This is a genomic window from Noviherbaspirillum sp. (genome assembly GCF_035944575.1).
Taxonomy (GTDB): domain Bacteria; phylum Pseudomonadota; class Gammaproteobacteria; order Burkholderiales; family Burkholderiaceae_D; genus Noviherbaspirillum.
In genome coordinates, this window is record NZ_DASZBA010000039.1 from 1 (window position 1) to 21,983 (window position 21,983).

Sequence of the window (21,983 nt, forward strand, 5' to 3'; positions counted from 1 at the left end):
CCTCAATATATCGATGCCTTGAAGCAGCAGCTATCGATCGCCGAACATATTCTGTCCGGGTGGGGCTATGCTGGCGTTCATGCCACGCTGATCGAAGCAGGAACGCCTGATCAACTCGATGCTGCATTGCAGCGGCTCAGGCCGGGGCAGGCGCCTGCCGCCGCAGCCTTCAACCTGTTCGCGGAAAAACGCAACAGCCTCGATTTCGTGCTCGGCCATTTGCACCGGCAGGCACCGGCCAGGAATGACGTCATTCCGTTGCCGCAAGGCGCCCCGTTCGGCACGCTCGCCGTCGACAGGGATGCATGCACGCTCTGCATGGCATGTACCGGCGCTTGCCCGGCGTCGGCACTGATGACCACATCCGACCGTCCGCAGCTTCGGTTCATCGAAAGGAACTGCGTGCAGTGCGGCCTGTGCGTGAAGACCTGCCCTGAAGACGCAATCACGCTCGTGCCGCGCCTCGCGATGACCGACAAGGCGAAACAGCCCCAGGTCCTGAACGAAACCGAACCGTTCAACTGCATATGCTGTGGCAAGCCGATCGGCACTATTAAATCGGTGGAGGGTATCCTCGCGAAACTCGCCGGCCACAGTGCGTTCGCCGGGAATCTGAATCGTCTGAAGATGTGCGGCGACTGCCGGGTGGTCGACATGATGGGCACCCGCCCGACGGCAATCAGCAGCCTGGAACGCCCGCGATGATGAATCGCCTGTGCGCTTTTGATCTTCGACAAATATTGCCGAGGTCAGCGCGGATTTCGTCGCCCGCCATGGAACGTCTGCTGTCCGCGCGCTTCAATGCTTAATAAGAGGATCAAGGCTTTATCGTTAATGACGCGAGGCAGGCGCACAAGCACTGCCGATTTGCAGACATGAATTCAATCGAACAGGCAACCATCGCTCTACACACGTTGACTTATCCGTTGTCGACGGAAGACCAGGCGCGTGCCGATCTCTACGCCTTGGTTGCCACTCTGCTTCTTCGCCCTCCCGACGCCACCCTGCTCTCGGCGCTTGCCAGTGCGGATTCCTTGCCGTCCATGCAGGAAGACAATCCGCTCGACTTTGCCTGGGAAGAATTCATCCTTGCCGCCCGGCTGATGGAAACGGATGCCGTCCGGGAAGAATTCGATGCGCTGTTCATCAGCCCCGGCATGCCGTTGATCAATCCATATGGTTCGCTTTATCTCGCCGGTTTCATGATGGAAAAGCCGCTGGCCGCGCTACGGGCGGAACTGGCGGTGCTCGGCCTGGGGCGCGTTCCGGGAGCCGGAGAATCGGAGGATCACTTGGGCGCGCTGTGCGAGGTGATGCACGTCCTGATCACCGGCCCGCAGGGTGCGGCGAGGCGAACCGTGCAGGAACAGAAAGGTTTTTTCATCAGGCACATCGCACCGTGGTACGGGCGGTGCCTGAACGATATCCGGACCGCGCAAAGTGCGAATTTCTACCGTCACGTCGCGGATTTTGCGGAGGCGTTTTTTGATGTGGAGGTCTTGGCGTTTGAGATGGAAGATGTGGTGGATGGGTAGTCGAAAGGCTTAACAACCTTCGCCCCCTGCGCGGGCCGCCCCATCCTACGCCGGACGCCCCTGCCTTTCCCCTGCGAGGGAGAGAAAACCTTACGGTGGAAAAGGCAAGCACTTTACCGTTATCCCCCAACTTTATCGTCGCTCCTCACTCCCCTCCGCTTCATTCAAGGACAATCACCATGCCCCGATCCATTCTCGACACCAAACGCCGCACCCTGCTCGCCGCAGCCGTCTGCGCGCCCGCGGTAGCCGTCGGCGCGCTGCTCTCAAGGCAGCAACCCGTCGCGCCGCAGGTATCGGCGGCGGCCGAATCCGAACCGCCCAGCACCGGCTACCACGAAACGGAACACATCCGTAAGTACTACCGCTCCGCGGCCTACATCTAGGAACGACCGCCATGACCCTCGTGAAGAAATCCGGCAGCGCGGGCTCTACCAATGGTTCACTGCGCCGGGGCCTGAACCAGGTCGCGACCGCGACTCTCAACCGGCGCGGCTTCCTGATCCGCGCGGGCGTGACTGCCGGTGCCGGCATATTGGCGCGTCATCTTCCGCTGAACGTCATCCAGCCGGCCGCCGCGGCGGAAAGCGTCGCCACCGCCGGCGGTGGCAAGGCGGAGCTGAAGCACACGGTATGCAGCCATTGCTCGGTCGGCTGCTCGGTGGACGCAATCGTGCAGAACGGCGTCTGGGTCCGGCAGGAAGCCGCATTCGATTCGCCCCTCAACATGGGCGCTCACTGCGCCAAGGGTGCATCCGTGCGCGAGCATGGCCATGGCGAACACCGCCTGCGCTATCCGATGAAACTGGTGAACGGAAAATACCAGCGCATCAGCTGGGACCAGGCAATCAACGAAGTCGGCGACAAGCTGCTGCAGATCCGCGAGAAGGCGGGGCAGGACGCGGTGTTCTGGATCGGGTCGAGCAAGTACAACAACGAGCAGGCCTACCTGCTGCGCAAATTCGTGTCGATGTGGGGCAGCAATAACACCGACCACCAGGCACGCATCTGCCACTCCACTACCGTCGCAGGCGTCGCGCAGACCTTCGGCTTCGGCGCGATGACCAACTCCTTCAACGATCTGCACAACACGAAGGCGGTGCTGTTCATCGGCTCCAATCCGTCGGAAGCGCACCCGATCTCGATGCTGCACTTCCTGCATGCGAAGGAGCTCGGCGCGAAGATGATCGTGGTGGACCCGCGCTTCACCCGCACTGCCCGCTTCGCCCATCACTATGTCCGCATCCGCCCCGGCACCGATATCGCGTTCGTCTGGGGTCTCTTGTGGCACATTTTCGAGAACGGCTGGGAGGACAAGGAATTCATCGCCCAGCGCACCTATGGCATGGATGCGGTGCGCAGGGAAGTCGCCAAATGGACGCCCGACAAAGTATCGAACGTTACCGGCGTGCCGGAAGCCGCGGTGCGGCTGGCGGCCGAGATGCTGGCCAAGAACAAGCCGTCGTCGGTCGTCTGGTGCATGGGAATCACACAGCACCACGTCGGCACCGGAAATGTGCGCACCCTGTCCATCCTGCAGCTGGCGCTCGGCAACATCGGCATCGCCGGCGGCGGTGCCAATATCTATCGCGGCCATGACAACGTGCAGGGCGCAACCGATGTCGGCCCCAATCCCGACTCGCTTCCCGGTTACTACGGCCTTGCCGAACCGGCATGGAAGCACTTTGCAAGCGTATGGGGTGTGGACTACAACTGGCTGGTATCGCGCTACGGGTCCAAGGAACTGATGGAAAAGCCGGGCATGACGGTGTCGCGCTGGTTCGACGGCGTGCTGGAAAGCAAGGACTTCGTCGATCAGCCCAATCCGCTGCGCGCCGTCATCTACTGGGGCCATGCGCCCAACAGCCAGACCCGCCTGCCGGACATGAAGGCGGCGATGCAGAAGCTGGAAATGCTGGTGGTGATCGACCCCTACCCCACCATGACCGCCGCCATGCACGGCCGCAAGGACGGCGTCTACCTGCTGCCGGCCACCACCCAGTTCGAGACCCAGGGGTCCTGCACCGCATCGAACCGCAGCATCCAATGGCGCGAAAGGGTGATACAGCCGTTGTTCGAGTGCAAGACCGACCACGAAATCATGTACCTGTTCGCGAAGAAATTCGGCTTCGCAAACGAGCTGTGCAAAAACATCAAAGTGGTCAATAACGAGCCGGTGATCGAGGACATCCTGCGCGAGATCAACCGATCCTGTTGGACCATCGGCTACACCGGCTGCTCGCCGGAACGGTTGAAGCTGCACATGCATAACAAGCACACCTTCAATCCGTCGACGCTGCGGGCCGAGTCCGGCCCCTGCAAGGGCGACTACTACGGCCTGCCCTGGCCATGCTGGGGCACGCCGGAAATGAAGCATCCCGGCACACCCATCCTGTACGACCTGTCGAAGCCGATTTCCGAGGGCGGCTTGCCCTTCCGCGCCAACTGGGGCGTTGAATACAAGGGCGACAGCCTGCTCGCCGCCGACGGCTCGACGCCGAAGGACAGCGAGATCGATACCGGCTACCCCGAATTCGACCATGTCTTCCTGAAGAAGCTCGGGTGGTGGAGCGAACTGACGCCGGAGGAACAGGCGCTGGCCGACGGCAAGAACTGGAAGACCGACCTCTCCGGCGGCATCATCCGCGTCGCCATCAAGCACGGCTGCGCGCCCTATGGCAATGCGCGGGCGCGCTGCAACGTCTGGAATTTCCCCGACCCGGTGCCGGTGCACCGCGAGCCGCTCATGTCGCCGCGCCGCGATCTGGTCGAGCAGTATCCGACCTATGACGACAAGGCGGCGTTCTGGCGCCTGCCGACGCTGTACAAATCGGTACAGGCCAAGGATTTTTCGAAGGATTACCCGCTCATCATGACCTCGGGCCGGCTGGTCGAGTACGAAGGCGGCGGCGACGAGACCCGGTCGAATCCCTGGCTGGCAGAGTTGCAGCAGGCGATGTTCGTCGAGATCAGTCCGACCGACGCCAGACGGATCGGCGCGAAGACCGCTGAATTCGTTTGGGTCGAAACGCCGACCGGAGCGCGCCTGAAGATCCTGGCGATGGTGACGCCGCGTGTGCCGGAGGGCGTGGTGTGGATGCCGTATCACTTCGGCGGGTGGTGGATGGGCGAGGACCTGCGCAAGAACTATCCGGAGGGCGCCGCCCCCATCGTGCTCGGCGAAGCCACCAACACCGGCTGGACCTACGGCTACGACATCGTGACCATGATGCAGGAGACGAAGGTGTCCCTGTGCCGGGTTGTCAGAACATAAGGAGCGCCAGATGGCTGCCCGGATGAAATTCATCTGCGATACCGAACGCTGCATCGACTGCAACGGGTGCGTGACGGCATGCAAGAACGAAAACGAAACACCCTGGGGCGTCAATCGCCGGCGGGTGGTGACGATCAACGATGGCGTGCCGGGCGAACACTACATGTCGGTGGCCTGCATGCACTGCACCGATGCGCCCTGCATGGCGGTATGCCCGACCGACTGCTTCTACCACACCGAAGACGGCATCGTGCTGCATGACAAGGACAAATGCATCGGCTGCGGTTACTGCTACCTCGCGTGTCCGTTCGGCGCGCCACAATTTCCGGACACCGGCGCGTTCAATCATCGCGGCAAGATGGACAAATGCACGTTCTGCGCCGGCGGTCCCGAGCCGGATAACACCGAGGCCGAATTCAAGAAGTATGGCCGCAACCGCATCAGCGAAGGCAAGCTGCCGGCCTGCGCCGAACAATGCGGCACCAAGGCGCTGCTGGGCGGCGACGCCAACATCATCGCCAACATCTACAAGCAGCGGGTCGACACGCGCGGCTACGGGCCTGAACTTTGGGGCTGGGACATCGCCTACGAAAAACGAAGGAACGGCACGGATATCAACAACAATGGCAGCGGAAACGGGGACGGCAATGGCCACCGATCCAACCAGATCCCCGGCGCCAGCCAGAACAATCCACGAAAGCTTCCGACATGAAACACCTGCGACGACCCGCCCTGCTCGCGGCGGCACTGCTGCCGTTGTTATTGAGCGGCTGCCTGGAAATCGACCAGTACCCGGTGTGGCGCAACGGCGAATACAACAACAAGCCGGACGACCTGCCGCAGCAGGCTTACTTCCATAACGACCGGCTGGCATGGAACGCGGCGCTCACCAACCGCAACCACCTGCAGAACGAATACGAGCGGACCCACCCCTGATCGGAGCCTCATCATGCATTCCGCACACATCTGGCCAAGGTTCTGGCTCATGGTCGTATTCGTCATCCTGACGGCCGCATCGGCCATCGCCGCCGTGCCGCACGAAAGCGCCGTACCTGCCTACGCCGAGGAGCAGACCATCCTGCAGAGCGAGCAGGGACTTCCCGAGCCGGGTTTCTCTTCCTCGGCTTCAGGACGCAACCATTTCGATCGGCACTTCATCATTCCTCCCGGCTACATGCCGGAACAGGATGTGATACTGCAGCGCGGCGGCAACACCTGGCGAAACCTGCGCAACGGCCCGATCGCAACGATAGCCGGAACACTGCTGCTGGTCGTGCCCTTGCTGATCTTCGGTTTCTACCGGGCGGTCGGCCCCGCAGCCGAACAAGGAGGCTCGGGACGCCAGATACAGCGCTTTTCCGCCTGGGACCGGCTGGTGCACTGGGCGACCGCGATCACCTTCATCGTGCTGGCCATATCCGGCCTGATCATCCTGTTCGGCAAACAGATCCTGCTGCCATGGATGGGGCACTCGGTCTTCTACTGGTTCGCCCTGCTGTCCAAGTATGCGCACAACTTCGTCGGGCCGCTGTTCATCCTCTGCTCGATCGCGATGTTCGTAACCTTCCTGCGAAAGAACATTTTCCGCCGCTGGGACTGGCAATGGATCAAAAAAGGCGGCGGACTGGTGAAACATGAACACATCCCCGCCGGCTTCTTCAATGCCGGCGAAAAAATCTGGTTCTGGGGCGGCGTCACCCTGCTGGGCCTCCTGGTGTCGATCACCGGGCTGATGCTGAACTTCCCCTATTTCAAAAACGTCGGTGCGAACATCGGCCTCACGCGCTACCTGCTGCAGATGGCGGACTATCTGCACATCGCGAGCGCCACGCTCTACATCGTTGCTTCTATGGGCCACATCTATATCGGCACATGGGGAACGCCGGGCGCCTACCAGGCGATGCGCACAGGCCATGTCGACGAGGAGTGGGCGCGTTCCCACCATGAGATCTGGTACAACGAGGTGGTCAACGGCCCGCCGCCGGACGATCGGTTCCCGCATGGCGCGGCGCCGCATCATCCCCGCGCCTGACCATCCCGATAATGAAATGCCTATCGCGAGTGAACACCATGCGAGCACGCCAAAATATCAAGCCTGCAACCTGCGTGGTTGCCTGGATCACCGTTGCGGCATTTGCGGGCGGCTGCGACAACACCGGCTCCACGGCCGGCAGCAATGTCCAGCAGACCGGCTTTCCCGGCCAGGTGTCGGCGGGGAGCGCTACGAGCGGTCAGGTGATGGCTCAGTCGGGCAGCGCGACCAAGGCTGCCGGAACTCCTGCTCAGGTAGCCGCACCGGCGGCACCGAAGGAACCGGGTGCCGCCGGTGCAAATGCGGGACAGGAAGCAGTGCGCGGCCAGTCGCCGACCGGCGGCGTCAGCGGCACGCCGGGCATTCCCGAAGGGTCCGGTGGAACGACCAGCGGTGCGGCAATGGGAGGCACGACGAGCGGCGCTGCGGCAACCCAGGTTGCACCGGCGCCCGGCGGCGCCGTGCCGAGCGTGCCGGGACAAACACCCGAGCAGCAGGCCGCAGCAATCAAGAAGCAGCAGGCCGCCGCGAAAGCGGAACAGGAAAAGCAGGAATTGGCCGCATCGATGGAAAAGGTCGCCGAACGCTGGCGCAGCCGCGCGAAGGCAAATGATTGGGAAACCTACCCGCCGACGCCGGTGGCCGCGGTGCCCGGCATCAAGGCGTCGGAAGCACAGGCCGGCCCTTCCGGCCAGCCGGGCGGACGCCTCGGCGACGCGGCAGCGAACGCGCCGGTGCGCAGCGAAAAGCACGACACCGCCCCGCCAAGTCCCGACGTCAAGGACCCGGCAAAAAAGGGCAAATAACCATTGCCTATCCCGAACGATGCAAATCAAACGGAACTACCCATGCTGATGGACCGGATACCGATCGCCGTGATCATGCAGCGGCGAACAGTCAGACACCGCTGGGCCGACACGGCCTGGTCGGCCGTCGCCGTCGTCGCCGATCCGGGCGGACTTGCGCCCTTGCAGCCACTGAGCCGGACGGAGGACGAGGAACTTTACCTGGTCTCCGGCCTGCAACTCGAACTGCACCGCGACGAGGACGATGGCTATTACGAAAACTGGGCGGCGCCGGAACCCAAAATATTTGTCATGTGGCGGATGATCGATGAGCGGGCGATCCCGTCCGTTGCCTCGGCAAGCTATGCCGAAGGCACCCGCATGCTTGATTCCGGAGACGCCACCGACGGCATTCCGATGCCGTCCGACATTCACGCGTGGCTGGGGGAGTATCTGCGCACACACTACCAGCCCCGCCCACATCGCGGGCGGCAGCATGGGTGAGGCATTCCTGCCGCAATACCGCCTTCCCCGCCGCCCCGGCACTCTCCACCGGGGCAATTGGCCACCCTGACCGTATCGACAACGACAATATCCGCGCCACTTGGGCACACGCGTCCGTTCGCCGGTCGCGTTCATGCGTGCGGCATTCGCAGAATTTCCCGACAATCACCTGGCCGAGGAGACCGCCATGGAACAACAGCACTTTCCCGGATTGCAGATCGACAGCGACATGCGGCAGCAGAACCGCGAGTGGGTAATACAACGCATTGCCTGGGTGCTGCTTGCGGTGCTGCTCCTCGCCATCCTGCTGGGCCTGTTCGGTCGCGGCGGCCCCCTCAGCACCATCTCGGAGAAATCGGCGGACGGCATGCTTCGGCTCGACTACGAACGCTTCGTCCGCAACCATACGCCGGACAAGCTGCAACTCGCCGTCAAGGCACGATCGGAAAGCATGCAGGTCAAGATAAGCAGCGAATATGTACGGAAAATCCGAATAGAAGACATCACGCCGACGCCGGTCCGTTCCAGCAGCGGCCAGGACGGCATCGTGCTCGTATTCGACACCCGCCCGTCCGAGATGATGGAGGCAGCAATTCACTTCAGCCCCGAGGGCATCGGGAAGCTGGAAGGATGGATCGCTGTTGACGGGCGGCAGCCCCATCATTTCAACCAGTTCATCTATCCCTAGGAGCGCACCATGGAACTTGTCCTGCGGGCCATCGGCATCTACTTCGTCCTTATTCTGCTGTTCCGTTTGCTCGGGACCCGTTCAATGAGCGACCTCTCCGCGTTTGACTTCATCCTGTTCCTGATCGTGAGCGAGGCGATCCAGAATGCGCTGGTGGATGATGATAAATCGGTAGTAATGGGCATGGCGGTCATCCTCACCTTCGTGATGATGGACCTCGGCCTGTCCATCCTGAAACGGAGATACCGCTTCATCGAAAAGATTGCCGAAGGCGTGCCCGTCATACTGGTCGATAACGGCAAGCTGGTGGAGGAGCATCTCAGAAAAAGCCGCATCACCCACAGCGACATCCTGCAGGCCGCGCGATCGAGCCAGGGGCTGGAAAACATCGGCCAGATTAAATATGCGGTATTGGAAACCACCGGAAATATATCGATTATTCCTGTCGAACCGAATGTCGAGGAAATGCTGGACCGGCGAATCGAGTCTGCGCTGAAGCGGTTGGGGAAGGCTGGAAATTGATAAAAAGCTGTTTGCACAGCGCAATAAAACTAGCCGCCTTGCTGCAAATTGCAAAGCGCCGCCGCACTACTCTCGCATGATGTTCTGCAAATCCTGTTATCGAACTTTTCACAAACGACACATCTCTGACCGAAAGAGCGGTTTTGAACGATGTATGCGCTTTGGAAAGATGGGTAGATGGGCAGATGGAAAATATCGCCGCGTGGACGAGCTCTTGAATGAAGGAGTTGAGACGCCTGGCTGTCCCGTTCGCACTCACAATCGCAACCTTCGTCGCAACGGTTGTCGTAAGTTACCTTGCGATTCACGAGCTGATCACCAACTACAGGGAAGAAGCGGAAGCCCGATCCGTCGCCATTGAGCTGCGAAACCTTGTGGGATGGGCAGTCGAAGCGGAAACCGGTCAACGGGGTTATGTCATTACCGGACTGGAAGAATATCTGGAACCTTACCGGGAAGGAAATGCCAGGCTTCCGGCCACCTTCCAGCGGCTGCGAACCGGGCTGGCAGACGATCCGGGTCAACTGCGGCGGCTTGAAACCATTTCAGCCCTGGAACGCAAGCGAATGGCCGTTCTGGAGGAAAGCATCCGGGTACGAAAGGAAGAAGGATTTCCCGCCGCGCAAAAAATTGTGCTGACAAAATCGGCCAAGGGATTGATGGACAGCATCCGCGCGGAAGTAGCGGTGATGGAAGAAGTGGAACTGCGGGAGCTAAGCGAACGTACAAGACAGGTCAACCGCAGCGCTGCACGCGCATATCAGGCGACGGCGATCGGCGGACTTCTGGATATCGGGCTTTTGATCTTCCTGTTCGGCAGGGTCCGCGCGGATGCCCTGTCCCGCATCGCTGCAGCACGGGAGGTTTCCAATGCGCAGCAATTGCTGCGTACAGTGATTGACGGTTCGCCTGCAGTCATTTATCTCAAGGATCCGCAGGGACGGTACATGCTGGTCAACAGCGCTTTCCGGAAGCAGTATGCGGAAACGGATATTGATCCGATAGGCAGGACCGACCATGAACTGTTTTCAGAGGAAAGCGCGAGGGAAAAGACGGCCAAGGACGGGCTGTTGCTGGAACAGGGCCTTGCCGTCCAGTTTGAGGAAACCCACACAGGGCCGGTTGGCACGCGCATTTTTTATGCAATCAAGGTTCCGCTGCGCGATCATAAGGGACAGCTGGTGGGCATATGCGGTGTCCTGTCGGACGTGACGATGCTCAAGCATGCCGAAAGCGAAGTCCGGCGCTTGAATCAGTCGCTGGAACGACGGGTAAATGAACGCACGCAGGAACTTGCCGAAGTGAACGAGCGCCTGCGGGAGGCGAATGAGCAGCTGGAGGCATTCAGTTACACGGTGGCGCACGACCTGCGCGCGCCTCTGCGTGGCATCCAGGGTTTTTCGCTTGCCGTCATCGAAGATTATGAAACGGTTCTCGATCAGGTCGGGAAGGATTATCTCCACCGTATCTCCAGGGCGGCGACGCGGATGGAGCAATTGATCGAAGACCTGCTTTCCTACGGCCGCCTGTCCAGGACCGAACTGCGGATTGAACTGGTACGGATGGACGATGCGCTAAACGACGCCCGGGCGATGGTCGCAACGCAGATCGACGACTCGCAGGCGATACTGCAGGTCGCTGCCCCCCTGCATGCAGTGCGGGCAAATCACGGCGCCTGCGTGATGATCCTGCAGAACTTGCTGACCAATGCCATGAAATTCGTCCGCCAAGGCACGGTTCCGATGGTAAGGATCTGGAGCGAACGACGGGCCTGCGGCGAGGGAACCGACGCATCCGGGTGCATCCGCCTATGGGTCGAAGACAACGGCATCGGAATCCCGGAGACGCAGCTTCAGCGAATCTTCCGGCCGTTCGAACGGCTGCATGGACAGGATGAATACCCCGGCACCGGTATCGGATTGGCAAGCGTCGACAAGGCAGCCAGGCGGCTGGGAGGCGCGTGCGGCGTGGAGTCTGTCGTCAACAACGGATCGCGGTTTTGGGTGGAATTGCCCGCGATGGAAACGGAGGCGTGATGGGCAACGATAAAAGCATCCTGGTGGTGGAAGACAACGACGACGACATCATTCTCGTGCAGCGGGCATTAAAGAAAGCCGGCGTGACGAATCCCATGTCGGTGGCGAGGGATGGCGAGGAAGCGATCGAATACCTTGCCGGCATCGGCCGCTTCCAGGACGAAAGCGCACATCCGGTGCCCAGCATGGTGCTTCTGGATCTGAAACTACCGAAACGCAGCGGGCTCGAAGTGCTGAGCTGGATTCGCTCCCATGCGACGCTCGCCACGCTTCCCGTCGTGGTCTTCACGACCTCGACGCAATCGAGCGACCTGGAGCGGGCCTACGCCCTCGGCGCCAATTCCTATCTGCAGAAACCCTTGAATCCCGATGAGACCGCACGGCTGCTCAAGATCGCGGGGACTTATTGGCTGAACCACAATCTGCAGCCGCCAAATGTTGGGAGAGGTTGAACATGGAGGAAAAAATCCGCATCCTGCTGGTGGACGACAACCCGGACGACCGGGAACTCGCCAGGCGCGCGGTCAGCAAGGATATTCCACAAGCGATCTTCGCCGAAGCCGGAACGGCCGTCGACTTCGAAAGGCTGATCAACGAGCCCTTCGATTGCACGGTAACCGACTTCAGGCTCGGATGGAGTGACGGCATCACGGTGCTGAAGAGGCTTAAGGAAAAGTACCCGGACAGGCCGGTTATCATGTTCACCAACACCGGCAGCGAGGAAACCTGCGCACTGGGCATGAAGCTTGGCCTGTCGGATTACATCGTGAAGCGCAAGGAGGAATTTCCAAAGCTGCCGGCGGCGGTGAAGACGGCGCTGGCGCTTGCAACGGCGCGGCGGGAAGCAGTCACCAAAGAGATGCATATCCGCGACCTGCTGGAACGCGAACGGTTCGCGCGGGAGGAGGCGGTACGCGCCAACCGCCTAAAGGACGAGTTCCTGGCGACCGTGTCGCACGAACTGCGCACGCCGCTCGGCGCCATCCTCGGCTGGGCGCATATGCTGCAGCTCGACCGTCTGACACGCGAACAGGAAAAGGAGGCGTTCGCCGTCATCGAACGCAACGCCCGCGCCCAGGCGAAACTGATCGACGATCTGCTCGATATGTCGCGCATCATCTCCGGCACCCTTCGCATCGATCTCGGCCCGATGGACATCCTGTCGGCGCTGCGTTCGTCGATCGATGCAGTCCAGCCGCTGGCGGCACCGAAATCGATCCGGATCACGCTGCAGCTCGATCCGATGCCGCCGCCGATCCGCGGCGACGTGGCGCGCATACAGCAGGTAATCTCGAACCTGCTGACGAACGCGGTGAAGTTCACGCCGGAAAACGGCACTATTCAGGTGTCGCTGGAACGGGTTGCATCGAGCATGCAAATTTCGGTGAAGGATAGCGGCATCGGTATCGACCCCGCCTTTCTGCCTTATATGTTCGACCGCTTCCGGCAGAGCGACACCGGCTCGACGCGCCGCCACGGCGGCCTCGGCATCGGCCTGTCGGTGGTCAAGAGCCTGGTGGAAATGCATGGCGGCACGGTAAGCGCATTCAGCGAAGGATTGGGAAAAGGAGCGCGCTTCTCCGTCCGCCTGCCGGTGGCCGTCATGCGCGAACAGGATGTGCAGGAACTGGAAAACACCCGCGACGGCAGTCCGGCCTACGACGGCCTGAAAGGCATGCGCGTGCTGGCGGTTGACGACGACGCCGATACGCTGCATGTCATTCAACGGGTGCTGAGTGTCTATGGCGCCAATGTCGTGGCCGCCGGCAGCGCGGCTCAGGCGCTGCAGTTGCTGGCGGCCGAAGCATACGACGTGCTTCTTTCGGACATCGGCATGCCCGAGGAGGATGGCTTCAGCCTGATCGAAAAAGTCCGGACGCTGCCCGGCCCCAACCGCGACATTCCCGCCTGCTCGGTCACCGCATTCGCGCGTGGCCAGGACCGCGAGCGAGCGCTCCTGGCCGGCTTCGATACACATCTGGTCAAGCCGGTCGAACCGGGCGAATTGATCGCGGTCGTCCTATCACTGACGAAACGACCGGGACGGCGGCAGGATTGAGTTGTGCCGGTGTGAAATGGAACGAAAATCATGAGGTGCGCCACCTATCGATAGGCTCATATCTATGAAGTATGAGGTATGGGCCTTGTTTAATTTTCTAAAGGAGCAATCATGATTTCAATTTCACAACAACCCGGCATGTCCGGTATCGGTTTCGGCATGGGCATGGATCCGATTTCACAAGTTTTGTCGATGCTGGGCATGATGCAGCCTCAACAGGCAGGAAACTTCATGGGAAACCTCGCGAACGGTGCGGGGTTGCAGAATGATCCGACCATGAATTCCATTGTCGCCAAATGCAATTCGGGCGAACCACTGAATGCAGGCGATAAGAATTTCCTGAATCAGAACGCCAATTCTCTGACCGGCGGCAATAACGTCCAGCAGGCTCTGGACGGCAGTCGTTAATTCGTCAAAGTGGGCTAACAACTGGATGCAGGCGATAAGAATTTTCTGCTACAGAACGCGGATGTCCTGAACACCAACATGCCCAACGGGGAAATATCTGACAACTGTCGAACATTCCCTGCTTCACGCTGGGCAACGCAATATCAGGCACCGAGCCTGCCACCGGCCCTCCTCCCCTCGGGCGGGCCGGGGCTCCTCTTATCTCCGCAGCATCTGCCTCAATGAAAAGCTCATCGAAAAGCTGGAGGAGAAGTGCAGGCGTCTATCGGTGAGCCCCATCCATCAGCGCGCCGGAGAAAGACAGTGAAAATCTGTTGGTAAAAATCTATGATCTGATTTCTTTTGCCAACTCCAGTCGCACCACCCGGGCCTGTTCGGTCACTTCACTCACCAAAAGTTGCGTCCGCGTTTGGTCCACTACGTTTGGTCCGACACGTTAGCTCCATATACAGCGCTGAATCCTGTTGAAACCGGCGCGGTGCGGCCAGACAGGATTGCGAGGCTCGCGCGCCGTTCACCGCAGCGCCGTGCCGTCTTCGGCGATAGCGTGATCGGAGTCGATCACAGATTCGCCCAAGCTTACCGGCAGATCGCGCAATGGGTCGAGCGCCTTCACCTCATCCGGGTCCTTTGCCGGCAAGCGATAGCCCGCCGGCTCGACATTGCGCAGTTTCCTGAACCCCGCGTGTAGTCCCGCTTTCTGATGCGCGCCACCTCCGACCGCCGCGGTTGCGGCACCAACGTCCGTGCTCCCCTTCGACGAGCCGCCATTCCCGGCGGCACCGGCGATTGCGCCAAGCTGCTTGAGAACGAAGTCGTGCGTACCGGTGGCATTCTGGTGACCGACAAGCCGGGCAACGTCCGGTTGCTGCGGCTGCTGATGGAACAGTTCGTGCAGGCTCTTCACGAAAAAGGGTGTGAGGTAGTTCTGTGTCCAACGCTGTTCGGCCAAGTTCCTGAACAGGGATACCTGCCTATTCAGATCGTCGAACTGCTTGGATTCATCGAGGAGGCGGATAAGAGATCTTCCCGGTGCAGGTTTCCCGGGCTCCGGCTCCCTCAGCCACTGGTCCAGCAGCGAGAGAGCATCGCATTGAAGCTCGGAGATTCCGGGATGCAGGTCGACGAGGCCCGGCCCCCAGACCATCGCATGCAATTGCTTGACTGCGCTGCGGGCGCCATCCATGTCCCTGCCCGGCACCGGGAACCCTCCCTTGAGATGGAAGTGTTTTACTACCCGGTCCACTTCCAGAAAGTCCGGAATACTCAACAACCTGGTCAGATCCTTCGCCGGGGCGGCATTTTGGCCCGTCGCGAGCCAGGCATTCAGCAACCTAAACTCTTTCTCATTCGCCTGAATTTTTTCGCCGCTATTGCCCGCGTGGCGGGCAGCATGCGCGTATGCCGTGATCGCCATCGAGAGCGGTGATTGCATCCGCAGTTGCGCTTCCGCGCCGCCCGGGCGCTTGCGGACCGGCTGGTCGCTCGATGACGCCGGAAGCGGTACGGCAGCCTCGTTCTTTTTCAGCGGCGGCGTGATCGCTTCGAGCGTGTTGATACCGACACTGGGCGTGAATGGAATCGATTTACTGGATATCGTCATGGTCTACCACCTTTGCATTGAACAAAAATGCTGACCGAACCTGTCAAAATTGCCAGCTCGAACTGAGTGGCGGAAAACCTGCCGTCAGTTCCATCTTGGGCCAGTGACAAAATTCCAGTTACAGGGTGTTGTGTTCACCAAGCCGGATCGCGCGCATAGTCGGCACAAAAACATGGCGCCGGAATGGATGGCCAATCCTCGGGAACCCGCATCAGATATCGCTTTGCGCCCCTGCGGGATACAGAGATAACGGCGGGCAGACCCGATCACGCTGTGCGGCGGCGGCACACGCAGTCCCGGCGACTGCAGGCTCAACAATGCTCAACGGCCTCTGGACAGCGGCTTGCCGGGCTGTGTCGGGCCTGCCGCTGCTGCGGGGTGTCGGAACGTGAATTTGTTCGTTGGCGTGGTCGGTATCACTATCGAACCGTGCAGCCGGAATCCGGTGCAGCGGGATACCGCGCTTCCTTGGCCGCGGCCACACGGACGGTATCGGGCAGCGTCACCCCGTTCTTCGCGGCCGTGAGTTCGGCCAGGATCGAGATCGCGATCTCCGCAGGTGTCTTGCTGCCGATATACAGGCCGACCGGGCCGCGCAGCTTTGCCAGCTCGGCATCGCCGAGATCGAATTCCTTTAATCGTTCACGCCGCTTCGCATTGTTGGCCCGGGAGCCGATCGCGCCGACATAGAACGCTTCGGACTTCAGGGCTTCCATCAACGCGAGGTCGTCGAGCTTCGGATCGTGCGTCAGCGCCACCACCGCGGAGCGGCTGTCCAGCTTCAGGGCAAGGACCGCGTCGTCCGGCATCGCGTGCAGCATCGTCACTTCCGGTACCGGCCATGCATCCCGGTATTCTTCCCGCGGGTCGCAGACGGTAACTTGGTAATCCATGCCGACCGCGATCTGGGCGAGAAAGCGGGACAACTGACCTGCACCGATGATCAGGAGGCGCCAGCGCGGGCCATGTATGGTGGTCAGGGTGCTATCGGAAACCTGCATCGTCATGCCGGGCGCGGCGGGGTCAAGCCGGGTGTCGCCGGTGGCGAGATCGACTCTGCGTGCAACGAGTTGATGGCGTGCCAGGCGCTCCAGCAACGCATCGATCGCGCTGCGCGCCGACACAGGTTCGATGGCCAGTTGCAGCGTACCGCCGCAGGGTAGCCCGAACCGGTGCGCCTCGTCGGCACTGATGCCATAGGTGACGAGTTCCGGATGCGTGCGGGTGATGCCATCCCGGCGCACGCGGTCGATGAGGTCGTCCTCGATGCAGCCGCCGGATACGGAGCCGACCACAAGACCGTCATCGCGGATCGCCAGCATCGCGCCTTCCGGCCTGGGACTGGAGCCCCAGGTACGGATAACGGTCACGAGTTCACAACCGCGGCCCTCGTTTAACCAGCGGCTGCAGGCTTTCAGGACTTCGAGGTCAACGCTATCCATGGAATCGCAGTTCAGGCAAGGGTTTCGGCGGCGGTTTTGATTGCGGCCCGGATGCGCTGATAGGTGCCGCAGCGGCAGATGTTTCCGCTCATCGCGGCGTCGATATCGGCATCGGACGGCTTCCTGTTCGTACGCAGCAGCGCAGTGGCGCTCATCACCTGGCCGCTCTGGCAGTAGCCGCATTGCGGTACATCGTGCCTGATCCAGGCATCCTGCACCGCCTTGCCGACCTTGTCGTTTACTATCGCTTCGATGGTGGTGATCTGCTGGCCTGCGGCGGCAGAAATCGGCGTTACGCATGATCGGACCGGCTGATCGTTCAGGTGCACGGTACAAGCCCCGCAAAGGGCGGCGCCGCAGCCGAACTTGGTGCCGGTCATGTTGAGGTTATCGCGCAGCGCCCACAGGACGGGCGTGGCGGGATCCGCGTCCACCTGCATGTCGCGGCCGTTGATGTTGAGTGTAACCATGACGTCCCCCTCCTCCTTCTTGTCTTTCCGGGCGGTGACGGGCAATCCGTTTTCTACCGCGGTCCGGACATTGTACTTTTTCGATGCAACAGGCGACAGAAACCACTTCGCCCGCCGTGGTCCGGCATACCCTGCCGCCATGGAGGATAATCCGGTATCGAAATGCTTCCCGGCGCGCGATACGCCGTGTTCTCTTGCAAAAACATCCATGAATACATTGACCGACAACCACATCAAGCTTACCTCTTTCTCTCACGGCGGGGGCTGCGGCTGCAAGATCGCACCGGGCGTGCTGGCCGATATCCTGAAAAACACCCGGGGTTTTCCGGTTCCGAAGGAACTGATGGTGGGCATCGAGACAGCTGATGACGCCGCCGTCTATCGCCTCAACGACGAGCAGGCGCTGATCGCCACCACTGATTTTTTCATGCCCATCGTCGACGATCCTTATCAGTTCGGCCGCATCGCCGCTACCAATGCCATTTCGGACGTTTACGCCATGGGCGGCACCCCGATCATGGCGCTTGCGCTCGTTGGCATGCCGATCGATAAGCTGCCGGTATCGGTAATCGGCAAGATCCTGGAGGGCGGCGAGTCGATCTGCGCTGAAGCCGGCATCCCGATTGCCGGCGGCCATACGATCGATTCGGTGGAGCCGATTTACGGACTCGTCGTGCTCGGACTGGTGCACCCGGACAAAGTCAGGCGCAATGCGGATGCGAAAGCCGGGGACAAACTGGTGCTCGGCAAGCCGCTGGGCGTCGGCGTGCTTTCCGCCGCGCTCAAGAAAGGCCGACTTGATGACGCCGGCTACGCCGCCATGATCGCCAGCACCACGAAGCTCAATAAACCAGGCCGCTTCCTGTCGGACATGGCGGGTGTCAATGCCTTGACCGATGTCACTGGTTTCGGCCTGCTCGGGCATCTGCTCGAAGTGTCGCGCGGCGCGGGGATCGGCGCCCGCATTCATATGCCGATGGTTCCCTTGCTGCCCGAAGTCCGGCGGCTCGCGGAAGCCGGGTGCGTCACCGGCGCGTCCGCGCGCAATTGGGCCGGCTACGGGAAAGACGTCGCACTCGGCACGGGCATCTCGTCCGTCGAACAGGCATTGCTGACCGATCCGCAGACATCCGGCGGCCTGCTTGTCTCATGCGCTCCCGGAGCCGTGGATGCGGTCCTGGACCTGTTCCGGCGCGAAGGCTTTGCGGGCGCCGCGGTAATCGGCGAAATGGTCGACGGACCCGCAAAGGTCGAGGTTATTGCCTGAACCAGGCAACAACCGACCTGGACTGTCGGCCAAACAACAACGGCCAATTATTTCTCTACTGCATTAAAAATTAATGCTACATTCTCCCGACGCGTCGAGCTGGCCGGAGATGTCTGCCGGCGCGTATCCCGACCCAACCCGGTTCAAGCAAGCTGTCCGCTCGGGATGCCGCCCAACAGGAGACGTTACACAGTGAAGAGCAAGTCCGGAAAAGCGCCTTCCGCTTCATTGGCGGAGCTCGAGACCTATCGTCGCGTGTTCTACTCCTCACCCGACTTTATTTCCATCAGCCGTTTTTCCGACGGCCTGTATATCGACGTCAACCCGGGTTTCGAACGGTTCACCGGCCAGCGTCGGGCCGATGTTATCGGTAAAACGTCGCTGGAACTGGGCATTTGGAACGATCCGTCCGACCGCACCCGCTTTGTCGAAGCGCTGCAGCCTTCCGGCGAGGTACAGGATTTCCAAACGCGCCTGAAAAATCGCGAAGGTGCAATCCGCAATGTGGCGCTGTCGGCGAGCATCGTTCACACCGAGTCCGACGAAAGCACCGGCAAGCCCGATGTCGAAAAGGTCCTGGTCGTGGTGGTCAGGGATATCACCGACCGGCTGCATGACGAGGCGGAGCTGCGTCAGCACCGTGAACACCTCGAGCTATTGGTGCAATATCGCACCGCAAAACTCCATCAAACCAACGACCAGCTGCTGGAAACCAACCGTCGCCTGAAGAAAGCGCACGAGCAGCTTCTGCAAACCGAAAAACGCATTCGCCACATGGCGCTGCACGATGCGCTCACCAGCCTGCCGAATCGGGCCCTGCTGCAGGATCGCGTAACCCAGGCGATCGCTCAGGCCGACCGTGCCGGCCATTCAATGGCACTGATGTTCGTCGACCTGGATAACTTCAAGCACATCAACGATTCGCTTGGCCACATCGTCGGCGACCGCTTGCTGTGCGAGGTGTCGAACCGGCTGAAGCAGTGCGTGCGCAAGAGCGACACCGTGGCGCGGCTGGGGGGCGACGAATTCGTCATATGCGTCACCGGACTGGAGAATGGCAACCAGGCCGCGGCACTCGCGCAGAAGGTCCTCGCCGCGCTGGAGCAGCCGCTGATGATGGACGCCATGGATCTGCATACCAGCGGCAGCATCGGAATCGGCGTCTACCCGGATGACGGCGACAGCGTCGAAGCGCTGATGCGTGCCGCCGACACCGCGATGTATCACGCAAAATCCAAGGGCCGCGGCAATTTCCAGTTTTTCACACCGGCGCTGGACCAGGCCGCCCAGCAGCGGATGTCGATCGAAAGCCGGCTGCGAATGGCCTTGCCGAAAGGCGAATTCCAGTTGCACTATCAGCCGCAGGTGGATATCGCCACAGGAAGGATCGTTTCCCTCGAAGCCTTGCTTCGCTGGCGGCATCCCGGCCGCGGCTTCGTGCCGCCGCTCGAATTCATTCCCATCGCGGAAGAAAGCGGCATGATTACGCGGATCGGAGAATGGGTGCTGGAGGAAGCGTGCAGCCAGCTGCGATGCTGGCGCGATGCGGGTCATGAAGAACTTTGCGTCGCCGTCAACTTGTCCGCACGGCAGATGCTGCAACCTGACTTCGCTGATCAGGTGCAGGCCATACTGACACGCACCGGCCTGCCCGCCAATGCGCTGGACCTCGAGATCACGGAAAGCGTACTGATGCAGCCCGGCGAAGAAAGTACCGCCACACTGAAGCGCCTGTTCGATATGGGTGTGCAATTGTCGGTCGACGATTTCGGAACCGGATATTCCAGTCTTGCTTATTTGAAACGGTTCCCGATTCACGCCCTCAAGATAGATCGCTCATTCGTAAGCGGTATCGGGCAGGATGCAAGCGACGCCGCCATTGTCAGCACTGTCATCGTCATGGCACGCAACCTTCGCCTGAAGGTGATCGCCGAAGGTGTGGAGACGGCTGACCAGGCCGCCTTTCTTGCCAGGAATGGCTGCGCCCTTGCACAAGGTTTCTACTACAGCAGGCCAATCGAAGCGCAAGCGGTCGACGTTCTTCTCAAAGAAGGCGCGCTGGTCAAAGCGCATTGAGGCCCTGCTGCGCTGGTACCAAATGCAATATACCGGAACAGAACAATACCAAACCTCCTGTCAGCCCGAACTTCAAATGCGGCATACAGGAACAGGCATGCAATGCGCAGCTCCGGTATATTGCATTCCGCGCAGGCTTTGTTCTTCTTCAAATCATCGTCTTGCCTGATTGAACCCATTCCCCTGGCTCCACTCTTATTGCCATGCGATCAAGTCGTCCGGCTGCCGCCGGCCGGCACGCGGCATGGATGGAGCATATCGTGGAGCAACTCGATCTACTTGACTCACCGGCGCCAAGGCCTGCGCACCACTGGCTGATCAATCCCCGCGCGGCATTCGAGAACTGGCGGCGCAGCATGCCGCATTCGGACGGGTTCCTGTACGCCGAGCGATCCGTGCGCCAGCACTGCGCGATGTGGCGGCGCTTCGTCGACTATCTTGTTCTCCATGAGCTCGATTTGCGTTCGGTGCAATCCGACCGCATCGCGCAGTTTCTCGACAGCCTGAGTGCGAAGGACGGCCGGCCTGCGGAAGACTCCACCCGGCGGCGCTACCTGAAGTTGCTTGGCGAGACGTTCGAGCATCTTAAGAAAGCAGGCATCCGCCGCGGCGGCAATCCCTGCGCGGTGCTCCTGAAGTACTATCGCCCTGCCCCCGACCGCAGTCCGGTCGCACTGGCATCGCAGGAAGACGATACCTTCGTGCGCATGGTGCTGGCGACACCACCGCGGTTCTGGCGGGACTATCGCGATCAGGCGATGATGGTTCTCATCATCGGCTCGGGCTTGTATACCGCCGAGATCGTCGGCCTGCAACTCGACCAGATCAGGCTCGCCGCCGAACCCCCATACATCGATATCCCCGCACACGGCAAGGTGCCGGAGCGCAAGGCGCCCATCGTGCCCTTCGCCCGGGAGCCGCTGCAACGCTGGCTCGACGTTCGCAAAACATTGCCGCTGGCCGGCGAAACGACCGTTTTCGTGTCCGGCAAGGGCGGCAGGATGCTTCCGGCAACGCTTTACCGCAAGGTGCAGGCGGTGCTCAAGGCAAATGGCGCGGCCTTGCATCCGCGCGGTGGCTTCGGGCCGCAGGTGCTGCGCAATTCCTTCCTCATGCGACAACTCGCCAAAGACAAGCCGGTCGAAGTCGTACAGCAATGGGCCGGGCACGTCGAAACGAAATCGACCTTGCGTTTCCGGCGTCTGATCGTGAATCCGGGCGGCATCGAAGCGGAATAAAACACGCATGGCTCTTCCCGGCATGGAATCTGCCTGCACCGGGT

Annotated in this window: 21 protein-coding genes; 18 read left to right on the forward strand and 3 right to left on the reverse strand. The window is 61.0% G+C overall.

Annotated elements, in window-relative coordinates:
* The 15 genes from VGU61_RS02220 to VGU61_RS02290 all read left to right on the forward strand — a co-directional run.
* Positions 1-705 (forward strand): 4Fe-4S dicluster domain-containing protein (locus VGU61_RS02220; RefSeq protein WP_326857466.1); only part of this gene is annotated, 705 nt, incomplete at its 5' end.
* Between the two features lie 170 nt (positions 706-875).
* Positions 876-1,535: a TorD/DmsD family molecular chaperone gene (locus tag VGU61_RS02225; protein ID WP_326857467.1), complete on the forward strand. Its 660-nt coding sequence runs from the start codon at positions 876-878 to the stop codon at positions 1,533-1,535.
* A 179-nt stretch (positions 1,536-1,714) separates the two neighbouring features.
* The gene (locus VGU61_RS02230; protein ID WP_326857468.1) at positions 1,715-1,921 is read left to right on the forward strand and encodes a formate dehydrogenase; all 207 of its coding nucleotides are present in this window, start codon (positions 1,715-1,717) and stop codon (positions 1,919-1,921) included.
* Between the two features lie 11 nt (positions 1,922-1,932).
* A complete protein-coding gene (locus VGU61_RS02235) occupies positions 1,933-4,809 on the forward strand; it encodes a formate dehydrogenase subunit alpha (RefSeq protein ID WP_326857469.1) in 2,877 nt (958 codons plus the stop codon).
* 10 nt (positions 4,810-4,819) lie between these two features.
* Entirely contained in the window at positions 4,820-5,521 is a 702-nt protein-coding gene (fdh3B, locus tag VGU61_RS02240; protein ID WP_326857470.1) for a formate dehydrogenase FDH3 subunit beta, read from the forward strand.
* Positions 5,518-5,745: a hypothetical protein gene (locus VGU61_RS02245; RefSeq protein ID WP_326857471.1), complete on the forward strand. Its 228-nt coding sequence runs from the start codon at positions 5,518-5,520 to the stop codon at positions 5,743-5,745. The genes fdh3B and VGU61_RS02245 overlap by 4 nt, the downstream gene beginning before the upstream one ends.
* A 13-nt stretch (positions 5,746-5,758) precedes the next feature.
* The gene (locus tag VGU61_RS02250; protein WP_326857472.1) at positions 5,759-6,841 is read left to right on the forward strand and encodes a formate dehydrogenase subunit gamma; all 1,083 of its coding nucleotides are present in this window, start codon (positions 5,759-5,761) and stop codon (positions 6,839-6,841) included.
* Between the two features lie 38 nt (positions 6,842-6,879).
* The gene (locus tag VGU61_RS02255) at positions 6,880-7,647 is read left to right on the forward strand and encodes a hypothetical protein (protein WP_326857473.1); all 768 of its coding nucleotides are present in this window, start codon (positions 6,880-6,882) and stop codon (positions 7,645-7,647) included.
* A gap of 42 nt (positions 7,648-7,689) precedes the next feature.
* Positions 7,690-8,130, forward strand: a complete 441-nt coding sequence (locus VGU61_RS02260; protein ID WP_326857474.1) for a DUF3305 domain-containing protein — start codon at positions 7,690-7,692, stop codon at positions 8,128-8,130.
* A 187-nt stretch (positions 8,131-8,317) separates the two neighbouring features.
* The gene (locus VGU61_RS02265; protein WP_326857475.1) at positions 8,318-8,818 is read left to right on the forward strand and encodes a hypothetical protein; all 501 of its coding nucleotides are present in this window, start codon (positions 8,318-8,320) and stop codon (positions 8,816-8,818) included.
* Positions 8,819-8,827: 9 nt separating this feature from the next.
* Positions 8,828-9,340: a DUF421 domain-containing protein gene (locus VGU61_RS02270; RefSeq protein ID WP_326857476.1), complete on the forward strand. Its 513-nt coding sequence runs from the start codon at positions 8,828-8,830 to the stop codon at positions 9,338-9,340.
* A gap of 218 nt (positions 9,341-9,558) precedes the next feature.
* Entirely contained in the window at positions 9,559-11,376 is a 1,818-nt protein-coding gene (locus VGU61_RS02275) for a sensor histidine kinase (RefSeq protein ID WP_326857477.1), read from the forward strand.
* Complete coding sequence (locus tag VGU61_RS02280) at positions 11,376-11,828, forward strand: response regulator (protein WP_326857478.1); 453 nt, start codon at positions 11,376-11,378, stop codon at positions 11,826-11,828. The genes VGU61_RS02275 and VGU61_RS02280 overlap by 1 nt, the downstream gene beginning before the upstream one ends.
* A 2-nt stretch (positions 11,829-11,830) precedes the next feature.
* Positions 11,831-13,435: an ATP-binding response regulator gene (locus VGU61_RS02285; RefSeq protein ID WP_326857479.1), complete on the forward strand. Its 1,605-nt coding sequence runs from the start codon at positions 11,831-11,833 to the stop codon at positions 13,433-13,435.
* A 111-nt stretch (positions 13,436-13,546) separates the two neighbouring features.
* Positions 13,547-13,843 (forward strand): hypothetical protein, encoded by a 297-nt coding sequence (locus VGU61_RS02290; protein ID WP_326857480.1) that lies wholly within the window; start codon positions 13,547-13,549, stop codon positions 13,841-13,843.
* Between the two features lie 514 nt (positions 13,844-14,357).
* Here VGU61_RS02290 and VGU61_RS02295 read toward each other — a convergent pair.
* From VGU61_RS02295 to VGU61_RS02305, 3 genes are all read right to left on the reverse strand, one after another.
* Complete coding sequence (locus VGU61_RS02295) at positions 14,358-15,446, reverse strand: hypothetical protein (protein WP_326857481.1); 1,089 nt, start codon at positions 15,444-15,446, stop codon at positions 14,358-14,360.
* Between the two features lie 419 nt (positions 15,447-15,865).
* Positions 15,866-16,888 (reverse strand): XdhC family protein, encoded by a 1,023-nt coding sequence (locus VGU61_RS02300; protein WP_326857482.1) that lies wholly within the window; start codon positions 16,886-16,888, stop codon positions 15,866-15,868.
* An 11-nt stretch (positions 16,889-16,899) separates the two neighbouring features.
* Positions 16,900-17,358 (reverse strand): (2Fe-2S)-binding protein, encoded by a 459-nt coding sequence (locus VGU61_RS02305; RefSeq protein ID WP_326857497.1) that lies wholly within the window; start codon positions 17,356-17,358, stop codon positions 16,900-16,902.
* Between the two features lie 208 nt (positions 17,359-17,566).
* Here VGU61_RS02305 and selD point away from each other — a divergent pair, with 208 nt between their 5' ends.
* From selD to VGU61_RS02320, 3 genes are all read left to right on the forward strand, one after another.
* The gene (selD, locus tag VGU61_RS02310; RefSeq protein ID WP_326857483.1) at positions 17,567-18,625 is read left to right on the forward strand and encodes a selenide, water dikinase SelD; all 1,059 of its coding nucleotides are present in this window, start codon (positions 17,567-17,569) and stop codon (positions 18,623-18,625) included.
* Positions 18,626-18,817: 192 nt separating this feature from the next.
* Entirely contained in the window at positions 18,818-20,701 is a 1,884-nt protein-coding gene (locus tag VGU61_RS02315) for a sensor domain-containing protein (protein WP_326857484.1), read from the forward strand.
* Positions 20,702-20,904: 203 nt separating this feature from the next.
* Positions 20,905-21,939, forward strand: a complete 1,035-nt coding sequence (locus tag VGU61_RS02320; protein WP_326857485.1) for a site-specific integrase — start codon at positions 20,905-20,907, stop codon at positions 21,937-21,939.
* Positions 21,940-21,983: the final 44 nt, after the last annotated feature.